Origin of the sequence: Agrobacterium pusense (assembly GCF_013285525.1) — a bacterium.
Taxonomy (GTDB): domain Bacteria; phylum Pseudomonadota; class Alphaproteobacteria; order Rhizobiales; family Rhizobiaceae; genus Agrobacterium; species Agrobacterium pusense.
Genome location: NZ_CP053857.1, coordinates 607,315 through 622,498, shown reverse-complemented (window position 1 = coordinate 622,498; position 15,184 = coordinate 607,315). Strand labels below are relative to the sequence as shown.

Annotated in this window: 15 protein-coding genes and 1 tRNA gene; 5 read left to right on the top strand and 11 right to left on the bottom strand. The window is 57.5% G+C overall.

What is annotated here, in order from left to right; all coding sequences use genetic code 11:
* Positions 1-59: 59 nt before the first annotated feature.
* The 4 genes from HQN82_RS16480 to HQN82_RS16465 all read right to left on the bottom strand — a co-directional run bounded on the left by HQN82_RS16480 (position 60) and on the right by HQN82_RS16465 (position 4,829).
* On the bottom strand, positions 60-917 hold the full coding sequence (locus tag HQN82_RS16480; protein WP_034497146.1) for a hypothetical protein: 858 nt from the start codon (positions 915-917) through the stop codon (positions 60-62).
* Between the two features lie 183 nt (positions 918-1,100).
* Positions 1,101-2,150, bottom strand: a complete 1,050-nt coding sequence (locus tag HQN82_RS16475; RefSeq protein WP_234904924.1) for an acyltransferase family protein — start codon at positions 2,148-2,150, stop codon at positions 1,101-1,103.
* 182 nt (positions 2,151-2,332) lie between these two features.
* Positions 2,333-3,661, bottom strand: coding sequence for a hypothetical protein (locus HQN82_RS16470; RefSeq protein ID WP_173615264.1), 1,329 nt, complete (start codon positions 3,659-3,661; stop codon positions 2,333-2,335).
* A 46-nt stretch (positions 3,662-3,707) separates the two neighbouring features.
* The gene (locus HQN82_RS16465) at positions 3,708-4,829 is read right to left on the bottom strand and encodes an acyltransferase family protein (RefSeq protein WP_173615263.1); all 1,122 of its coding nucleotides are present in this window, start codon (positions 4,827-4,829) and stop codon (positions 3,708-3,710) included.
* Positions 4,830-5,145: 316 nt separating this feature from the next.
* Here HQN82_RS16465 and HQN82_RS16460 point away from each other — a divergent pair, with 316 nt between their 5' ends.
* Both HQN82_RS16460 and HQN82_RS16455 read left to right on the top strand, forming a co-directional pair.
* Entirely contained in the window at positions 5,146-6,369 is a 1,224-nt protein-coding gene (locus HQN82_RS16460) for a glycosyltransferase family 4 protein (protein ID WP_003585598.1), read from the top strand.
* 73 nt (positions 6,370-6,442) lie between these two features.
* On the top strand, positions 6,443-7,915 hold the full coding sequence (locus HQN82_RS16455; RefSeq protein WP_137069498.1) for a lipopolysaccharide biosynthesis protein: 1,473 nt from the start codon (positions 6,443-6,445) through the stop codon (positions 7,913-7,915).
* Positions 7,916-7,952: 37 nt separating this feature from the next.
* Here the strand turns inward: HQN82_RS16455 and HQN82_RS16450 are convergent, their stop codons facing one another.
* From HQN82_RS16450 to HQN82_RS16435, 4 genes are all read right to left on the bottom strand, one after another.
* Complete coding sequence (locus HQN82_RS16450; RefSeq protein ID WP_173615262.1) at positions 7,953-8,915, bottom strand: glycosyltransferase family 2 protein; 963 nt, start codon at positions 8,913-8,915, stop codon at positions 7,953-7,955.
* A gap of 325 nt (positions 8,916-9,240) precedes the next feature.
* Positions 9,241-10,032, bottom strand: a complete 792-nt coding sequence (locus HQN82_RS16445; protein ID WP_034497135.1) for a metallophosphoesterase family protein — start codon at positions 10,030-10,032, stop codon at positions 9,241-9,243.
* Positions 10,033-10,241: 209 nt separating this feature from the next.
* Complete coding sequence (locus HQN82_RS16440) at positions 10,242-10,847, bottom strand: transglutaminase-like cysteine peptidase (RefSeq protein WP_173615261.1); 606 nt, start codon at positions 10,845-10,847, stop codon at positions 10,242-10,244.
* A 120-nt stretch (positions 10,848-10,967) separates the two neighbouring features.
* Positions 10,968-11,261, bottom strand: a complete 294-nt coding sequence (locus tag HQN82_RS16435) for a hypothetical protein (RefSeq protein WP_173615260.1) — start codon at positions 11,259-11,261, stop codon at positions 10,968-10,970.
* Positions 11,262-11,573: 312 nt separating this feature from the next.
* Between HQN82_RS16435 and HQN82_RS16430 the strand changes: the two genes are divergently transcribed.
* Positions 11,574-12,131 (top strand): HNH endonuclease, encoded by a 558-nt coding sequence (locus HQN82_RS16430; protein WP_003585610.1) that lies wholly within the window; start codon positions 11,574-11,576, stop codon positions 12,129-12,131.
* Between the two features lie 29 nt (positions 12,132-12,160).
* Here HQN82_RS16430 and HQN82_RS16425 read toward each other — a convergent pair whose 3' ends face one another.
* The 3 genes from HQN82_RS16425 to HQN82_RS16415 form a co-directional block, all read right to left on the bottom strand.
* On the bottom strand, positions 12,161-12,676 hold the full coding sequence (locus tag HQN82_RS16425) for a disulfide bond formation protein B (RefSeq protein ID WP_003585612.1): 516 nt from the start codon (positions 12,674-12,676) through the stop codon (positions 12,161-12,163).
* Positions 12,677-12,939: 263 nt separating this feature from the next.
* Positions 12,940-13,024 (bottom strand) — tRNA-Leu (locus HQN82_RS16420).
* A 133-nt stretch (positions 13,025-13,157) separates the two neighbouring features.
* Positions 13,158-13,532: a winged helix-turn-helix transcriptional regulator gene (locus HQN82_RS16415; RefSeq protein WP_173615259.1), complete on the bottom strand. Its 375-nt coding sequence runs from the start codon at positions 13,530-13,532 to the stop codon at positions 13,158-13,160.
* Positions 13,533-13,633: 101 nt separating this feature from the next.
* On the opposite strand from HQN82_RS16415, the gene HQN82_RS16410 reads away from it, so the two are divergent.
* Positions 13,634-14,338 (top strand): glutathione S-transferase family protein, encoded by a 705-nt coding sequence (locus HQN82_RS16410; RefSeq protein WP_173615258.1) that lies wholly within the window; start codon positions 13,634-13,636, stop codon positions 14,336-14,338.
* 184 nt (positions 14,339-14,522) lie between these two features.
* Positions 14,523-15,182, top strand: a complete 660-nt coding sequence (gene uppQ, locus HQN82_RS16405; RefSeq protein ID WP_003585617.1) for a polysaccharide biosynthesis GNAT family N-acetyltransferase UppQ — start codon at positions 14,523-14,525, stop codon at positions 15,180-15,182.
* Positions 15,183-15,184 lie beyond the last annotated feature (2 nt).

Genomic DNA, 15,184 nt, shown 5'->3' with positions numbered 1-15,184 from the left:
GGTTGCATCACGTTTCGGGCGATCGCCGCTCCCGTAGGGATCGGCAAGGCCGGGCTTTGTTAAACGGGGCTGGTGCTGACCGGCGTACTGGTGCTGCCGGTGGAAAGCGATCTGCCACGGCCGGCAGGCGCGCCTGTTCCACCGGACTGCGCGGTACCCGCCCCGGTCTGGCCGCCCGCCGAACCACCGACGCTGTTGCCGCTCGCAGGCGTGGAGCCTGCGCCGCCGATCGGCGAGGCGGCTGCTGCGGCCGCGGGTGCTGCTGCCGCCGCCGGGCCGGCCGCGGTTCCTTCAATGTTTTCGCTGAAGGCGATCAGCAGATCGGAAGGCACGCCCGCGCCCTTCGTCTGCAGCTGAATGGCGGCCGCAAGGATCGTGTTGTTGTTCTGCATCGCCGCGGAATAGGCAAGCGCCAGACCTTCGCCCACCACTTCCGAGAAATCCTTGTTGCCGACCTTCTGTGCCAATGCGACGACGGCGGGCAACTGGCTGGAGTCGCTCAGTACAAGTGCGGAAATCTGCTCGGAAAACTGTGCGGCACTGGTGGAGACGGCGATGATCGGAAATCCGCCCGTCACCTTCGCCGCCAGCTCGGCCGTGGCGGCATCGGTGCTGGAAGCGACGGCGATCAGGTCCCTGACCGTTGGCGACGTCGGAGACTGCTTGAACGCTTCAGCGGCGGCAAGGGGAACCATGTCCGGACTGGTTGTGTTCACCCGCCCCAGAAAGGCGGCGGTGCTTTCATCGGGGGATTTGACCGGTGCGCCTGTCGCCACGCTCTGGGCGGGCGCGGCCTGCTGCTGCGGCGCGCCTGGCGCAGGTTCGACATTCTGTGCATGGGCTGAGGCGGAAACTATAACCGTGCCGATAATCAATATCGCACCGGTGAGCGCCGAGCCATTAAGAAGGCGAGACATCACAACTCTCCAAATTTTTAAAATACGACTTTAATTACGCGCAATGCCGATATGGTTATTCAGCACTTAAAATGTTCTTCTTAGATCGCATAGGCTAGGCGGCGGATCAAGTGCTAAAATACTATGGGCGCAGTAACTCTGAATACAATTAACGGCTGCCTTCACCGACTCCCACGTTCACCATCAAGACGTGACCGTTTTTGCCCGCCGCGTTTTAAACTGGCTTCTGAGCCATTCTGTTGTAGGCTTCTCTACGAAGAGGTGAAAGAGGTGTGCGGTGGTGACCGTTATTCCGATAACGGAAATATAGATGGCGCTACTCCATTGCTGTTGAATCTCCACGACGTTGAGAATCCCCTTTAAAACTAGAAAAATAAACGGGTGAAGCAAATAAAGCGCATAAGAGGAGTCTCCGAGCGCCGAAATGGGCCGCGCGAAACGAGGCAGACCGATCTCTCGTGTCAACGTGGCTGCAGCCATCAAAAGAAAGGCACCGCCGCCGAGAACGGAAAGGCGAGGAAAGGAATAGAAACCAGGGTTACCATAGGATTCGAAAATGCGCAGATCTATGAGGCTCCAGACGGCCAGCCCGCAAAGGCCGACCGCAGCGCCGATTACCGGGTTGAGCCTGACCCCTCTAAGGTAGGCGACGGCCAGGAACATCCCGCCAACAAATTCGAGAACGATGGGTTGAAGCCAAAAGCTGAACGGCAACGCCACATTGAAGAACAAGCCCACTAGGACGCCACTGACCAAGGCCGCCGCCACATATAAGACGGCACGTTCCATTGGTAGAACGATGAACAGTGCGAATATTGCGTAAAAAAACATCTCGTAGTTCAGTGTCCACCCAAGATCGAGTATTGGGAACGGATACCTATCGCCATATCCCATGCTGTCATAGGGAATGAAGAAATAAGACGTGAGGATAGACTCGAGTGACGGGAAGGACTTAATACCGAGAATGGCCGCTGCTCCCAGTGCTACAAGGCGCAAGGTAAGAGCGAACCAGTAAAGGGGGACAATGCGTATAAGTCTACGGAGCAGAAAGGCCAATCTGCCCCCTGATTTCGTGAAATTGGACTGGGAAGCATAGACGATTACAAAACCGGAGATGACGAAAAACAAGTCGACGCCGGCGCCCAACTTCTCCGTTGGCAGCGGAAAAAGAGAAAATTTCCAGTTGGCATGGGCATGCAGCGCAACGACCATCGTGGCCGCCACCGCGCGCATCAACTGAAGGGTATCGAGGCGTCTTGATCCGCCTACAAAAGAGGTTTGAGATATTTGTGTTCTCATCTTTCTACAAATTTATAAAAAACATGACGCTCATAAGAGTAAAAAACATGGAGCTACTATCATGCCAAATAGCAGTTTCATGCAATGCACAAAATCCGGCGTTACAACATTTTCGTTCAAAAAACTTCCAGCACCGTCAGCTGGTCGCTGACGGCAAGCCGATATTGCCCGCCTTCCTGCGGAATAATGCGCTGGATAACGGAGCCGTCGTCCTGAAACCGGTGGGCAATCACCTGGCTGTGTGGACCGGTAACGATAAAGCTTGCTGCACGTTCGGCTGGCGGGTTTTCGATCTGCGCCGGCCATTGCCAGCCCGATATTGCAAGCCACACCGGCACAAGCAGCGCGCCATCCGGTCGCGACAGTCTCAGGGAAACACTTTCGGAGGCGCTTTCGACGAATTCGAGCTGGCATTGCGTGGGCGCGGTCTGGCGTCTTGCCGTCAGGAGCGAGAGCAGGGCGCGCACCGCCTCATAGGCGGCGGTGCGGCTCAGATCGTGGCGCAGCAGGCCGAAGGAGGACTCGGGATTGGTGTCATCCCGGGCGAAGCTTGACACCATTTCATAGATATATGTCCGGCGGATACCATTGATGAAGCACCACAGGAGCGTGCGCGGCATGTAGCGCGCCCTTATTCCTTCGGTGACAGGAAAATGAAAGCTCTGGGTCTTCAGGGCGCTATGGTAGCCGATTTCGGTGGCGAGCGTCGGCCTGCCTGCTGCTATGTGCGCAGAAGCGGCAAGAGACTTCGAGAGGGCGCCCGGCCCGGTCGTTTCGGGGTGTTCCATGCCCGCATAGGGATGAATATTGCCATATTGGCAAACCTTGGCGAGATCAAACGCCAGCGCACGGTTGCTGAGGACGTAGCTTGGCGCGGCGAGGGGAAGATCCCTGAGCGCGGGGTTTGCGCGGATCGCGTCGTGCAATGCCGTCTGATGTTGCGCCGAAAGGCGCGGCGCATTTTGCGGATCGGACGTAAGCACGGGTTCGTTGCTGCCTTCGAAAACCTCGATGCCGCCATCGCACCAGTCGTAGAAATCCACGAGCCTGTCCAATGGCGTGCTCAGATAGGGGTTGAGATCGTCAAAACAGATGACGGTGAGGCGCAGGCCTGACGCAACGATCTGGCGCAGCCGCTTAAAGGAGGCGCTTTCCCGGCGGTCTTCAGGAAAGATGATGCCTTCGTCGCGTAAATGGCGCACTCCGAGAGCCTTGAGTTCCGGAAGGATGCGGTCGAATTGTTCCGGATAGACACCACGTGTGCGGGTGAAATGGCCGCACACTCCGACGCTGTCCAGAAATGCCTCGGTATTGGCAGAAAAATCGGCTTTGACCTGCGCCGGTGCGGCACGCAGACCACCGGCTGCGGCGAAGGCGAAAGAGGCTGCAGACAGCAATGTGCGTCGCGTCATGGAGCGAGCACCGACAGGCCTGTTTTCTTTCATCAACATCTCCTGCCGTTATTCGTGCTGACTATGTTCCTATCTCAATTTAACGGGCCAAGGTTGCACTTAAATGTCTGCGTGATGCCGAATTGACGACATTCTCTCCCCAGGCGAGCACGGGTGCTAAAACAAAACGATTGGCGGCCAGGCCGCATGTGATGGCCAAGAGGACAGAAATAGCCATAACGATGGATGGGGACAGCGATGTATTGGCTGGCGTAAACCCGATCCTGTCGAGAGCCGCATAGACGGACGGATGACACAGAAAAATGGCGTAGCTTGCACCGCCGAGGGGCGCCAGCCGATTGAGGACAGGCCTCTTCATCGCCGAAACCACAAGGAAAACCGTCATGCCTGTGCCGTAGCTGATGGCGTAGCGATACCAGGTCTCCTCGAAGCCGTAGTCATGCGAATAGGCCAGGAGGCAGATGGGGAGAAGCGTTGCGTAGAAAGTGCCGACCGCAATCCAGGCACAATATCGACTGTCACGGTTGCGCCCGGCATCTGACGCCTTCCACAGCGATGCCAGAAAGCACACACCCACCATCAGCGGCAGGGCAACCGGCATCTTGATGCCGAGCTTGTATCTTACGAGGGAAAGAATTGCCGCAAAACCAAAAAGCGCAACTGTTGCAGCCGTCACCACCCGCAAATCGGCTGCTCGTCCCATCAGTAACAGCAGCACGCACAGCGCGTAAAAAGTCAGGTTGATCTGCAGGGTCCAGTAGAGTCCCATGACATTTTCCGTCATGAAAAAGCCCTGCAGCATCGTGGCGTTGATGGCGACGACATGGGCCGGGAATATCTTGCCCGGGTCATCCCAGGGCAGCAGCACGCCGAAAAAAAGTGACAGCCAGTAGGCGGGATAAAGATGGAAAAACCGATGCAGTACAAAGGCGGTAAGCGGTTTCCGATACCGCATGGCGGCATTTTGCAGCGATGAGAGAATGAAGTAACCGCCGAGCGCGAACAGCACGATCACGCCGAATTTGCCGACATCGAGAAAAACCTTGGTGACATCGAAAAGGGCCCGGGTCACTCCATCAGTATCGCCGCGATTGTGCATCTTCAGGGCCAAATGAGAATAAGCAACGCAAACTGCGGCAAGACCGCGCAACATGTCGAGATTATAGTTTCTCGGAAGCTTTCCGCTACTTTGAGAAGACATGGGAATCGAAATTTTCTAAAATAAAATAATAATATCAATGGTGCAGCGGCGGGGCTGCATATTGTTAGGTTTTATATTCGAATATAATTAGCAACTGAGATTCTTTTTTGCAATACGGCATGAATTCCGCGGCGCCGCAAAAAATCACTTGAAACGGCGGTGTTTTCGGTGCTCTTTAAGCCCGATATTCTGATGTTGATTTTTAAATTGTTACTTCCTTCGGCCTGGTCGCCGCCCTTTCACGACCGTTCCTTTTGGTCGGTTCAGCGGTACCGGTGCGGAAATATAAATTTTAAAGGATATTGAGCGTAGCCCCATGCGAATCCTCCATCTCAGCAGTCTTTACCCGCCGCATATCGTCGGTGGATGCGAACGCTCGGTCGAGCATCTGGCAGAGGAACTGGTTGCCATGGGGCATACGGTGGGTGCCGCCTGCATAGAGCGCCAGGCCGAGGCGAAGTCGGTGCGCAATGGCGTCAGCGTCTACCGCATGTTCCACAACAATGATTTCTGGCTGGAAGACTGGCCGCAATATACGCCGCAGCAAAGGCGGATGCAGAAGATCAGGCAACAATGGAATTTCAACGTCGAGAAGCAATTCGAGGCGGTTCTTGACGATTTCAGGCCCGATGTCCTCAACACGCATTCGTTGCTCGATGTTACCACGCTGGTGTGGCGGGCGGCGCATAAGCGCCGCATTCCGATCGTGCATACGATTTGCGAATATGACCTGCTATGCGGCAACGCCGCCATGTTCAAGGGTGGCAAACCGTGCGACCATATTCATCTGGGCTGTCAGGTGGTGAATTTCACAAAGAAATTCACACAGCGTTATATCGGCGCGGTCGCGAGCGTCGGTACGGAAATCCTCAGGACGCATGTCAATCACGGGCTTTTCCATCATATTCCGGAAAGCCTGCGGCGCGTCATATTTTATTCCTGCACCGTACCGGAAGGCGACCCCGTGGCGCGACGACAGATCGACCGCAGCGGCCAGCCCATGACCTTCGGTTACATAGGCCGCATCAATACGGAGAAAGGCGTCGGCAACATGGTCGATGCTTTCAGGGAAATCGGTCATGGCAACTGGCGCTGTCTGGTGGCGGGCCACGCGATGGACGATTCCATTGAGCGCTTCAAGGCGCAGGCCGGCGATCTGCCGATCGAATTCATCGGCTGGGCGAAACCGAAGGAGTTTTTCGAACAGATCGATGTTCTCATCGTTCCCTCGTTCTGGGCAGAACCCTCACCACGCACGATCTATGAGGCCTATGCGATGGGCGTGCCGGTCATCGGCGCCGCCTCCGGCGGCATTCCGGAACTGATCGGCGAGACCAATCATGACTGGCTGTTCGAACCCGGCAATGCTGCCGATCTGGCTGCCCGTATCCGTCGGGTGCTGACACTGTCACGCGAGCAATTGCCGACGGAAGCCGACTTCGGAAATATTGTCGAGGAATCCACTTCGCGTCGGGTAGGCGAGAATTATGTGAAACTCTATGAGGACGTCCTGGCAAAAAGCAGGGCCGCGGCGGCATGACGGGCCGCCGACGGCGCGAGCCTGCTCCCGATGCCGTGGGTGAAGGGTTGAACAGGCCGCACTGGAGCCGGCCATGTTGAAAACGAAGGACGATACCCCGGGCCTTGAGAGGCGGTCGGTCACGAGCGCCCTGTGGAGCGCCGTCGGCGGTTACGGCAATGTCTTCCTCTCATTTGCAGTTTTTCTTATCCTCGCGCGTCTGCTGACGCCGGATGAGTTTGGCCTCGTCGCCATCGCCACGGTTTTTGTCGATATCATTCTCGTCATCGCGCGCGGCGGATTGCCGGAGGCGGTGGTGCAGCGGCCTCAACTTGAAGAAGACTATGCGGATACAGCCTTCTGGTTCTCCCTTGGCTGGGGCGCTGCCTTATGCGTTGCGCTGTCCGTGGCGGCACCGTTCCTCGCCGGCCTGTTCGGGCTCGCGGAACTCGGCCCCGTGTTGATGGCGCTTTCCGCGGTGCTCCTGATCATGGGTGCCGGCAGTATCCATGAGGCCCGGCTGCAGCGGGCGTTCGCGTTTCGAAAGCTGGCAATGCGGGCGATTTTTTCCAACATGCTCGCCGGGGCCATTGCCATAGTTCTTGCCCTCCAGGGATGGGGGATATGGGCCATGGTGGCCCAGCGCCTGCTGGCCAGTATCGCAACGACGATCATGAACTGGCTCGCATCAGGCTGGGTGCCGCGCCGCCGTTTCGTCAGGCATTACGCGGCTGACCAATGGAGTTTCGGGTCCAGAATTTTCTCGGCCAGCTTCCTGCTCGCCATGAACCTCAGACTTCAGGAACTGATCGCGGCCATGTTCCTGACGCCGGCTGCCGTGGGTTACATCAGGCTTTCCTGGCGCTGTATCGATCTTGTCAGCCAGTTCGCCGTTATTCCTTTCGGTTCGGTGGCCATGGCGACCTACTCGCAGGCCCATGCACAGAAAGGCTCGGTGGAAGAGGCCTGTCTCGGTTTCATCCGCTTTTCGGGCCTTCTCGCATTTCCCTGTTTTGCCGGCATGGCAGCGGTTGCGCCTATATTCATTCCAGTATTGTTTGGCGAAAACTGGAAACCCGCGGTGCCGGTGCTGCAAATTCTCTGCCTCATTGCCATACCCTTTGTGGTGGAATCCTTCACCTGGGGTGTTCTGGCGGCGATCAAAAGGCCAGGGCTCAATCTCAAAATTTCGGTCCTGCAATTGCTCGCCGGTATCGGACTGAGTTTCCTTGCCGCCCCTTTCGGTCTTTATCCTGTCGCCTGGGCGCATGTCGCGAAAGTATACGGCGTCTGGCCAGTGGGTGTTTTTTATACCCAGCGTTACGGCGGCGTAGAATTCCAGAAAATCATGAGGGTCATTGCCATCCCGCTCGGTGCATCGATCGTCATGGGAGCGTCCGTATTTGGATTGGAGCAGGTCATCGAGGGTAGATTGCCTCCGATCATCTCTCTCGCATGTCTGGTCGTGGTGGGCGCCTGCATCTACGCGGCGCTGATTTTCGCGGCCATGCCCGCGGTCGCGAAAACCTCGGTGGTAGAGTTGCGCAAAATTCTGTCGCGCCGCTGAAGCGGGGCATTGCAGACTATTTCGCCGTCGTCTCCCATCAGGAAAAGGGCAGCGCCCGCAATTTTTCAGGACCGGGGAAGACGGGTCGCGGGCGCAGAATATCCCGGAATGCGGCCGGGTGACGGATGGTTTTTAGGGCAAGAGCCAGCAATTGCCTGTTTTTATAGAGCTTTACCATCTCGGCTTTCACCGGTTCCCGGCGTTGCGACAGATTAAGACGCGCCTTTCGCTCAAGAAGAGCGTTGCGCCCGCCGTCCCCCTGCTGCAGCCGCTCGATGAGCATGTCACTCGAGGCGAGTAAGTGCGCATTATTGACGATTGTCTGCGATGTCGAACGCTGACCCGATACTGCGCCGGTGGGCGTGGTGTATAGATAGAGCGCCTCATCAAGAATGGCTGCCCTGCAGCCGGTGAGAATCAATTCGGCATAAAGAAGAAAATCCTCGCCGACGCGAAATGTGTCGTGGTAGCGAAGATTATTCTCCGTAAGCAATTGCCTGCGAAAAACAGGCTTCAGCCATCCCGCGTGGCTGTGTCGGCCGGGGCCATCGTTTTCGCAGAGGGTCCGGATCGTCCATTTCGAAAGCGCGTTCTCCATCGCAAAGGCCGGACCGACGATGGTATCGGCCCCGAGGTCGTAAAGCAGGAGATTGTCAGCGATCATATCGAGGCCGACACGGTCGGATATTTCCGCCAGCCTTTTCAGGCGATCGGGAAGGTAGGTGTCATCGGCATCGAGAAGCGCGATCCATTCTCCCCGTGCATACTCGATGCCGGCGTTGCGGGATGCGGCCGGGCCGGCATTTTTCGGCTGGCGCAAGACCCGGAAGCGCGGGTCGCGCGCAGCATGGACTTCTGCCATCTCCGCCGTACCGTCGGTGGAAGCGTCGTCGATGATCAGGGCTTCCCAGTCACCGAAGCTCTGTTGGCTGAGGCTGTCTAGTGCGCGCGCCAGGGTTTTTTCGGAGTTGAAGGCCGGAACGAGAATGGAATAACGCATGAAGCCTCTTGCAGTTGGCTGGCCCTGGACCTGAAGCGACGACCGAGCGGGTTATCTGCCGCTGCGGTTTCGCGTGCGAGGCTTGTGGGAAACGCCCGCGGAGCTTCATCGGGGATCAGGGAAAGTGTTCCTGTTTGTATCGGCGCTGGCGGGGCGTCCTGAATGTTTAAATTTTGGCCGGTTTTTCCCGGAAATATGCTGCAGTCATTTTAAGTATCCATCTTTTTTAAAGGCAATTTTCTTCAGGAATAAAGTGAAATTTCTCTCGTCAAAACAATAAACGGATATTCAAACGACATGTTGTATGGCGGTGACAGCGACGGGGTTACACGATAATCGAAAGACCCGATTCCACGATCTTCAGCACTGTCAGCCTGCCGGTTGTGAAAGCACCGGTATCGATGCCTACCCGTTGCGGCCCGGTTTCCGGTTCCGTCACCGGCGTGTGGCCGTGGATGACAAGGAGGTCCAGTCCCGCGCCCTGGGACAGAAAAGGTTCCCTGATCCACAGCATGTCCTCATCGGTCTGCGCTTCGAGCGGCAGACCCGGACGCAGGCCGGCATGCACAAAAATATAGGGCCCGATGCGGGCGTAGATCGGCAAATTGGCCAAAAGCTGGCGGTGAGTCTGGGGAATGGCGCCCAGCAGGGCATCCTTGAAGGGTTGAACCCTCAGGCGGCCCTTTTCAATGAAATAATCAATATCCACACCATAGGACAGAAGCGTCTGGCGACCGCCGAAATCCAGCCAATGCATGTTTTCGTGCGGGTTTTCGAGAAAGTCGCTGAACAGCTGCTCGTGATTGCCGCACAGCGCGATGCGGCGCAGTGGCGCAGGCGGCGGCCGCAGCAGATGCTCGAGAACCCCACAGGAATCGCGTCCGCGATCGACATAATCGCCGAGCAGCACGACAAGGGCGGGAGAGCGGTCGCCGGCCAGATCCGCAATGATTTTTTGTTCTGCCTGCAAAAGCAGGTCGAGACTGCCGTGCACATCGCCGATAGCATAGATCGGAAAGGATGTCAGCCTGTCGCCAAGCTCAACTCTGCGCCGTCTCCGCGCCTCGCGGGGGGCTGGTTGTTTACGACCGCGAATCCAGTTGAGCACCTTGGGCATAGCTGCCGATACTGTCTCCCTTACACGAGGTCAAGAGCGTTGGAAGCTGATGCCACGTCACCCGCCCGAGACAGGTCGTGCCCGCTCAGAATCTCGCTCCCGGCCCCTGCCGGAAGGCTTCGCCAGAAGCGGTTTTTGCGCGGCGGGGCCTCGATCGGCGAGCGGCAGGATACTCTTTTTCGCCTGCAAAGACTATGTCTGCTTCAGACCTAGAGTTTCAGCCAGACACGCGGGTCTTCGTGCGACTGGATCTTGATCCATTTCAGATCCACGGACTTCCACGGTTTGACGACATTGGTACGATTGTCCAGCACCAAATCCCCTTGGGTGGTGCTGACCACCAGAACCGCGTGGCCGACACCGCTGGGGGTGCGCGCGGTGGCGATGCGCAGGGCGCCGGAAGGCCAGCCGGCACGCAGCAGGCGCTGCCGCTTGCTCACCGCATAGTCATCGCAATCACCGCTTGTCGGGTTCAGCTTCCATTCGTCTTCGCCCTCCAGTTCGCCAACATAGGTTATTGCGGTGTTGATCTCGGAGTTGATGCGCTGAAGCTCCACGCGTTTCTGTTTGGTCAGTTCGATCGTGTCACGATCACCAATGCGCACGCATTGGTCGGCGGCATTGTCGCAGAATTTGGCAAAGGCGATCGGCGCGATCGTGGGACGGCTTGTCGTCATGAATAGGCCGGGCCGCGACGCCGCCGGGTTTTTCGCGAGGCCGCCGAGCTGAACGGCCGGTGCCGTCGTCGCCACGCCTGCCGCCACGCCGATGGCAATGGCCAGACTTGCCGCCACACGGGTTGTTTTCTTCGCCATGTTCTTGCCCCTGCACAGTTGTTTTCCTTATGCCCGGGAACATAGCGATGCTTTCTTGCAGGCCATTTAAGTCGATAGATTGCTTTTTAGTGAAATCCCATTTTTCTCGCGGCAATGCCATCAGTTGCAGCGTGTTCGGCCTTCGGCGTCGACGATACATGTCTGCTGCGGCACGCTGGTTCTCCGGTCGCGCCGCGTGTCCGGGGAGACGCGGCCGGCGGGCGGCCTGTCGTAACTGCGGGGCACTTCGAAATTTCGCCCGCCTATCGTTCCCTGCGCACCGCCGCGGCCATCCGGCGCGATCTCGAAATTCTGATATTGCTGGGCGGGTGCCGAACCCGCCAGGCAAATGGCAAAGATCCATGCGCCGCTCGCCGTCCGAAATGCTGCTGTTGGATGCCGATGCGCGGTCATTCCGTTTCCTCCGGGGCGCGCGAATGGTCGTCGCCGGCAGCGCCGTTTTCATCTCGCCGTATCGCTGATCATATCATTGATGCTGCAGCTATCGTGAGAAGGATTTGACGGTTCCGGCGCATGGAATCGCCCGCCGCTGTCTCGTCGTGCGACCGGCTGCTCCATCGGCCTCTGCCTGCCTCACCGGAACATAAAAGGGCCTTTTTCCCGCTGAAAAATTAAGCTCTTCTCCGCTGCATTTATAGGCTTCACAATCCTGTAACAACGGACCTAATATACAAGTGCAGATGCCGAATCGCTCAGGAGAAGCCCTTGACGATTGCAGTTTCACCACAGGCCCTGCCGGCGCTCGTTCTGAACGCAGACTATAGGCCGCTGAGTTATTATCCCTTGTCGTTATGGTCCTGGCAGGACGCGATCAAGGCCGTCTTTCTAGACCGTGTGAACATCATTGCAGAATATGATCATGCGGTGTCGTCACCCAGCTTTTCCATGCGGCTGCCGAGCGTCGTCAGCCTCAAGACCTATGTGCAGCCCACCCGCAACCCCGCTTTCACACGCTTCAACGTCTTCCTGCGGGACAAGTTTGAATGCCAGTATTGCGGGACACGGGACGAATTGACCTTCGACCATGTGATTCCCCGCGCGCATGGCGGCGAAACCACCTGGCACAATGTCGTGGCGGCGTGCTCTCCCTGCAACCTTAAAAAAGGCAGCAAGCTTCCCAAACAGGCGGGCATGTTCCCGGCGCAGAAGCCTTTCCAGCCGACGGTTCAGGACCTGCACAATAATGGGCGTCTGTTTCCGCCCAATTATCTGCATGAAAGCTGGATGGACTATCTTTACTGGGATACCGAGCTGCAGCCCTGAGCTTTCAGGACTGCGACGCGGTTTTCCGCTTAGCGGCTTTTACGGCTTGCGCCGAAAAAGGCGACTGCCGCAAGTGCCAGACTTGCGATGACGTTCCATCCGGCGAACGACAGGCCGAGGACACGAAGTGCCGCATCATTGCAGGAAGGCGCCTTGATGGCGTTGAGGTTACCCAACAGGTCGCCGGCATTGGTCGTGATGGAAGGCGCCCCGGTGGCGCAGGTAATCGGCCCCGCCCAGAAACCCCATTCCACACCCGCATGATAGACGCCGAGGCCGGCCCCAATCAGCATGGCCACGCCGATAAGGGCAAGAAGCAGCCGTGTTATTTGAACCGGCAATTTGAAAATGCTGGATGCAATGGCCAAGATGCCAAGCGGAATGGCGTAATAATAGGGATCGCGCTGCAGCAGGCACAGCGCGCAGGGCGTGTAACCGCCAATATGCTGGAAACCGAGGGCTGAGCCGACGGTAAAGATCATTCCCGCCGTGACGCCGAGAGCGGCGAGTGTGCGGCTGTTATCGGCGGATGTCGCATTGGCCATGTAATTTTCCCCAAACTTCGCGAAGAAGCAGATATCCCGAATGGGCTTTCAAAAAGGCGGGCGTGATGGCGAAATTAAGTCGCCGATCTCGATGAATGTTACGGGATTCGTCTAATCCAGTCCTCTGCAACTGGCAAATGAAAGCCTGGTAAGAAACGGAGGCGGATGAGCAAGCTTTCGTGAGGACACCAGCCTCTACGCTACCCATCGAAGCCGCTATGAAAAAAGCATCTGGAGCAGGGAAAATTGAGATGTGTAGGTAATGGTACCCCAAGCCGGGATCGAACCAGCACTCCTTTCGGAACCGCATTTTGAGTGCGGCGCGTCTACCAATTCCGCCATTGGGGCAACGGTGGTAATGTCACGGCGTCTATCACGGGCGAGACCCTGCGTGCAACCCCAAAAGCTGGAAATTTGCGCGTTTGAGCGTGTAACTTCGCGCCTTTCAAATGGCAGCTCATCGTTGCCATTCCCTGGAATTTTAAGCGTTTCGCTGTGCCTTGGCACCAGGTAGGGCGTGGCCGGGCGGGCCGCTGGCTTCTGGTATGGCGCTCGTCGTTTCCCACCATTGGCCGAGAGAGTCGATCAGCGGTACAAGCGTGTTGCCCGCGGGGGTCAGGTCGTATTCGACGCGCAACGGATAACCCTGAAACTCTGTCCGTTGAACGATGCCGGCGTCTTCCAGTTTGCGCAATTCCAGTGCGAGCATCTTATGCGAGATCGTCGCGTTGTCCCTGCGCAGATCGCTGAAGCGTTTTGTGCCATCCTTCAGGTAGTAGATCAGGAGCGTCGGCCAGCGCCCGCTCAGCACCTGCATGACCTCCTCGATGGGGCAACGGGATACAAGGTCCTTCATCAATGCCTCGTGGTTACAAAAAGGTTCGTAATTTACTTGGCGCTGCCCGGCGCTAAGTTCAACCCGCTGCGCAGCGCCCTCGAAACTGAGAGTATGGAAAAATGGAACCGATTTTACTTTATGGCTTCCCGGCGGGAAGTTCGATGGGGCTTGTCGCGGCGCTTGAGTGGCTTGGCAAGCCGTACAGGCTTTGTCGGGTGGATATGCTCGGTGAAATGCGGCAGGCAGCCTATAAGCGTATCAATCGACGCGTCGAAACGCCCGTCCTTATCACGGACAGGGGCGAGATACTGACCGAGACGATGGCGATCGCTGCATGGCTGGAAACACGCGACACCGAGCGGCGTATCAGTTTCGATCTCCATTCACGGGAGGCCGAGCTGATGCACCAGCTTATGGCGTTCATCAACACCGGCTTCACCGGCGCTTTCACCCCGCTGTGGGTTGCGCTTGAGATGGAGCCGCCGAACCCGGCCCTGCAATCGGCTCTTCGGCAGTATGGAACGGACGCCGTCATCAGACGGCACGACCTGCTGGAGGAGATGATTGGCGTGACCCCCTTTGCAATCGGCGACAGGCCGAGCCTCGCGGATGGAATCCTGGTCGGTGTCGCCCGCTGGCTGGAGATTCACGATGTGGCTGACCCGGGCCGGTGGCCAAAGCTTGCCGCGTTGCGCAGGCGTCTCGAGGCTGATCCCGCTGTTGTCTATGCGAGTGGTCTGGAACGTGGAGAACCGGCTAAAGGCAATGGAAGCTGCCGGGGCCATGTTGATCTCGCAACGCTTGTCGAACGGTTCGGAAACTGACGAGGGCAGCGTGGACGATTTTACCGCCCACGCTGTCTCGAAATGATACATCCGCGGTTGCGTTTTCATGATAATTTTAGATAGTTCTAATAAATTAGTATGTACGCAATTGCTAATTGAATTTATAATGGCCGGGTGGAGTTTCCACGCGGGGCGGGAGTAGCCAACTCATAGGGAGGAAATTATGAGGGCTTTTTCTCGCAATTTATTATTGTCTGCCTGCCTGATCCTGCCGGTCAACGCCCATGCGCTGGATATAGGGATCGGTGGAGAGAATGGGGTTAATGCGAGCGTGGGTGGTAATGGCAGCGGTGGGCTCGGTGTCGATGCTTCCGTTGGTGGCAGCGGCGGCGTCAACGCCAGTGCCGATGTCGGCGGCAGAAGCGGCGGCGGATTGGGCGCGGATGTCAACGCTTCGGTTGGTGGCAGCAATGGGGTCAATGCGGATGTCAACGCATCCGTCGGCGGTTCCAGCGGGGTCAATGCGGGCGTGAACGCCTCCGTTGGCGGCTCCAACGGCGTCAATGCCAATGTCGGCGCCAATGTCGGCGGATCCAGCGGCCTGGGCGTTGATGTCGGTCTCGGCATTGGCGGTTCAGGTTCCACGGGCAATCCCGGTAATCCGGGCAATCCTGGAAACCCGGGCAGTCCGGGAAATCCGAACAATCCCGGCAAATCGGGGCCGGTAACGCCTGGCGCCATGCGTAATGCCATCCAGGCTTATAACGACATGTCGCGCACCGAGCAGATCAGGCTTGCCCGGCGTTGCATCGATATTCTGGGTGGCGGATACGATGCAGCTTTGACGCAATTGTGCAAGATGATCCGGACGGCCTCGCGCTGAAA

What these genes read in the sequence shown, in the direction of transcription:
- HQN82_RS16460 (WP_003585598.1), top strand. Translation starts at nt 5,146, where the DNA reads ATGCGAATCCTCCATCTCAGCAGTCTTTACCCGCCGCATATCGTCGGT.
- HQN82_RS16435 (WP_173615260.1), bottom strand. Translation starts at nt 11,261, where the DNA reads ATGACCGCGCATCGGCATCCAACAGCAGCATTTCGGACGGCGAGCGGC.
- HQN82_RS16445 (WP_034497135.1), bottom strand. Translation starts at nt 10,032, where the DNA reads ATGCCCAAGGTGCTCAACTGGATTCGCGGTCGTAAACAACCAGCCCCC.
- HQN82_RS16450 (WP_173615262.1), bottom strand. Translation starts at nt 8,915, where the DNA reads ATGCGTTATTCCATTCTCGTTCCGGCCTTCAACTCCGAAAAAACCCTG.
- HQN82_RS16440 (WP_173615261.1), bottom strand. Translation starts at nt 10,847, where the DNA reads ATGGCGAAGAAAACAACCCGTGTGGCGGCAAGTCTGGCCATTGCCATC.
- HQN82_RS16465 (WP_173615263.1), bottom strand. Translation starts at nt 4,829, where the DNA reads ATGTCTTCTCAAAGTAGCGGAAAGCTTCCGAGAAACTATAATCTCGAC.
- HQN82_RS16415 (WP_173615259.1), bottom strand. Translation starts at nt 13,532, where the DNA reads ATGAAGGACCTTGTATCCCGTTGCCCCATCGAGGAGGTCATGCAGGTG.
- HQN82_RS16475 (WP_234904924.1), bottom strand. Translation starts at nt 2,150, where the DNA reads ATGCGCGCGGTGGCGGCCACGATGGTCGTTGCGCTGCATGCCCATGCC.
- HQN82_RS16480 (WP_034497146.1), bottom strand. Translation starts at nt 917, where the DNA reads ATGTCTCGCCTTCTTAATGGCTCGGCGCTCACCGGTGCGATATTGATT.
- HQN82_RS16455 (WP_137069498.1), top strand. Translation starts at nt 6,443, where the DNA reads ATGTTGAAAACGAAGGACGATACCCCGGGCCTTGAGAGGCGGTCGGTC.
- HQN82_RS16425 (WP_003585612.1), bottom strand. Translation starts at nt 12,676, where the DNA reads ATGGCCAATGCGACATCCGCCGATAACAGCCGCACACTCGCCGCTCTC.
- HQN82_RS16470 (WP_173615264.1), bottom strand. Translation starts at nt 3,661, where the DNA reads ATGAAAGAAAACAGGCCTGTCGGTGCTCGCTCCATGACGCGACGCACA.
- uppQ (WP_003585617.1), top strand. Translation starts at nt 14,523, where the DNA reads ATGAGGGCTTTTTCTCGCAATTTATTATTGTCTGCCTGCCTGATCCTG.
- HQN82_RS16410 (WP_173615258.1), top strand. Translation starts at nt 13,634, where the DNA reads ATGGAACCGATTTTACTTTATGGCTTCCCGGCGGGAAGTTCGATGGGG.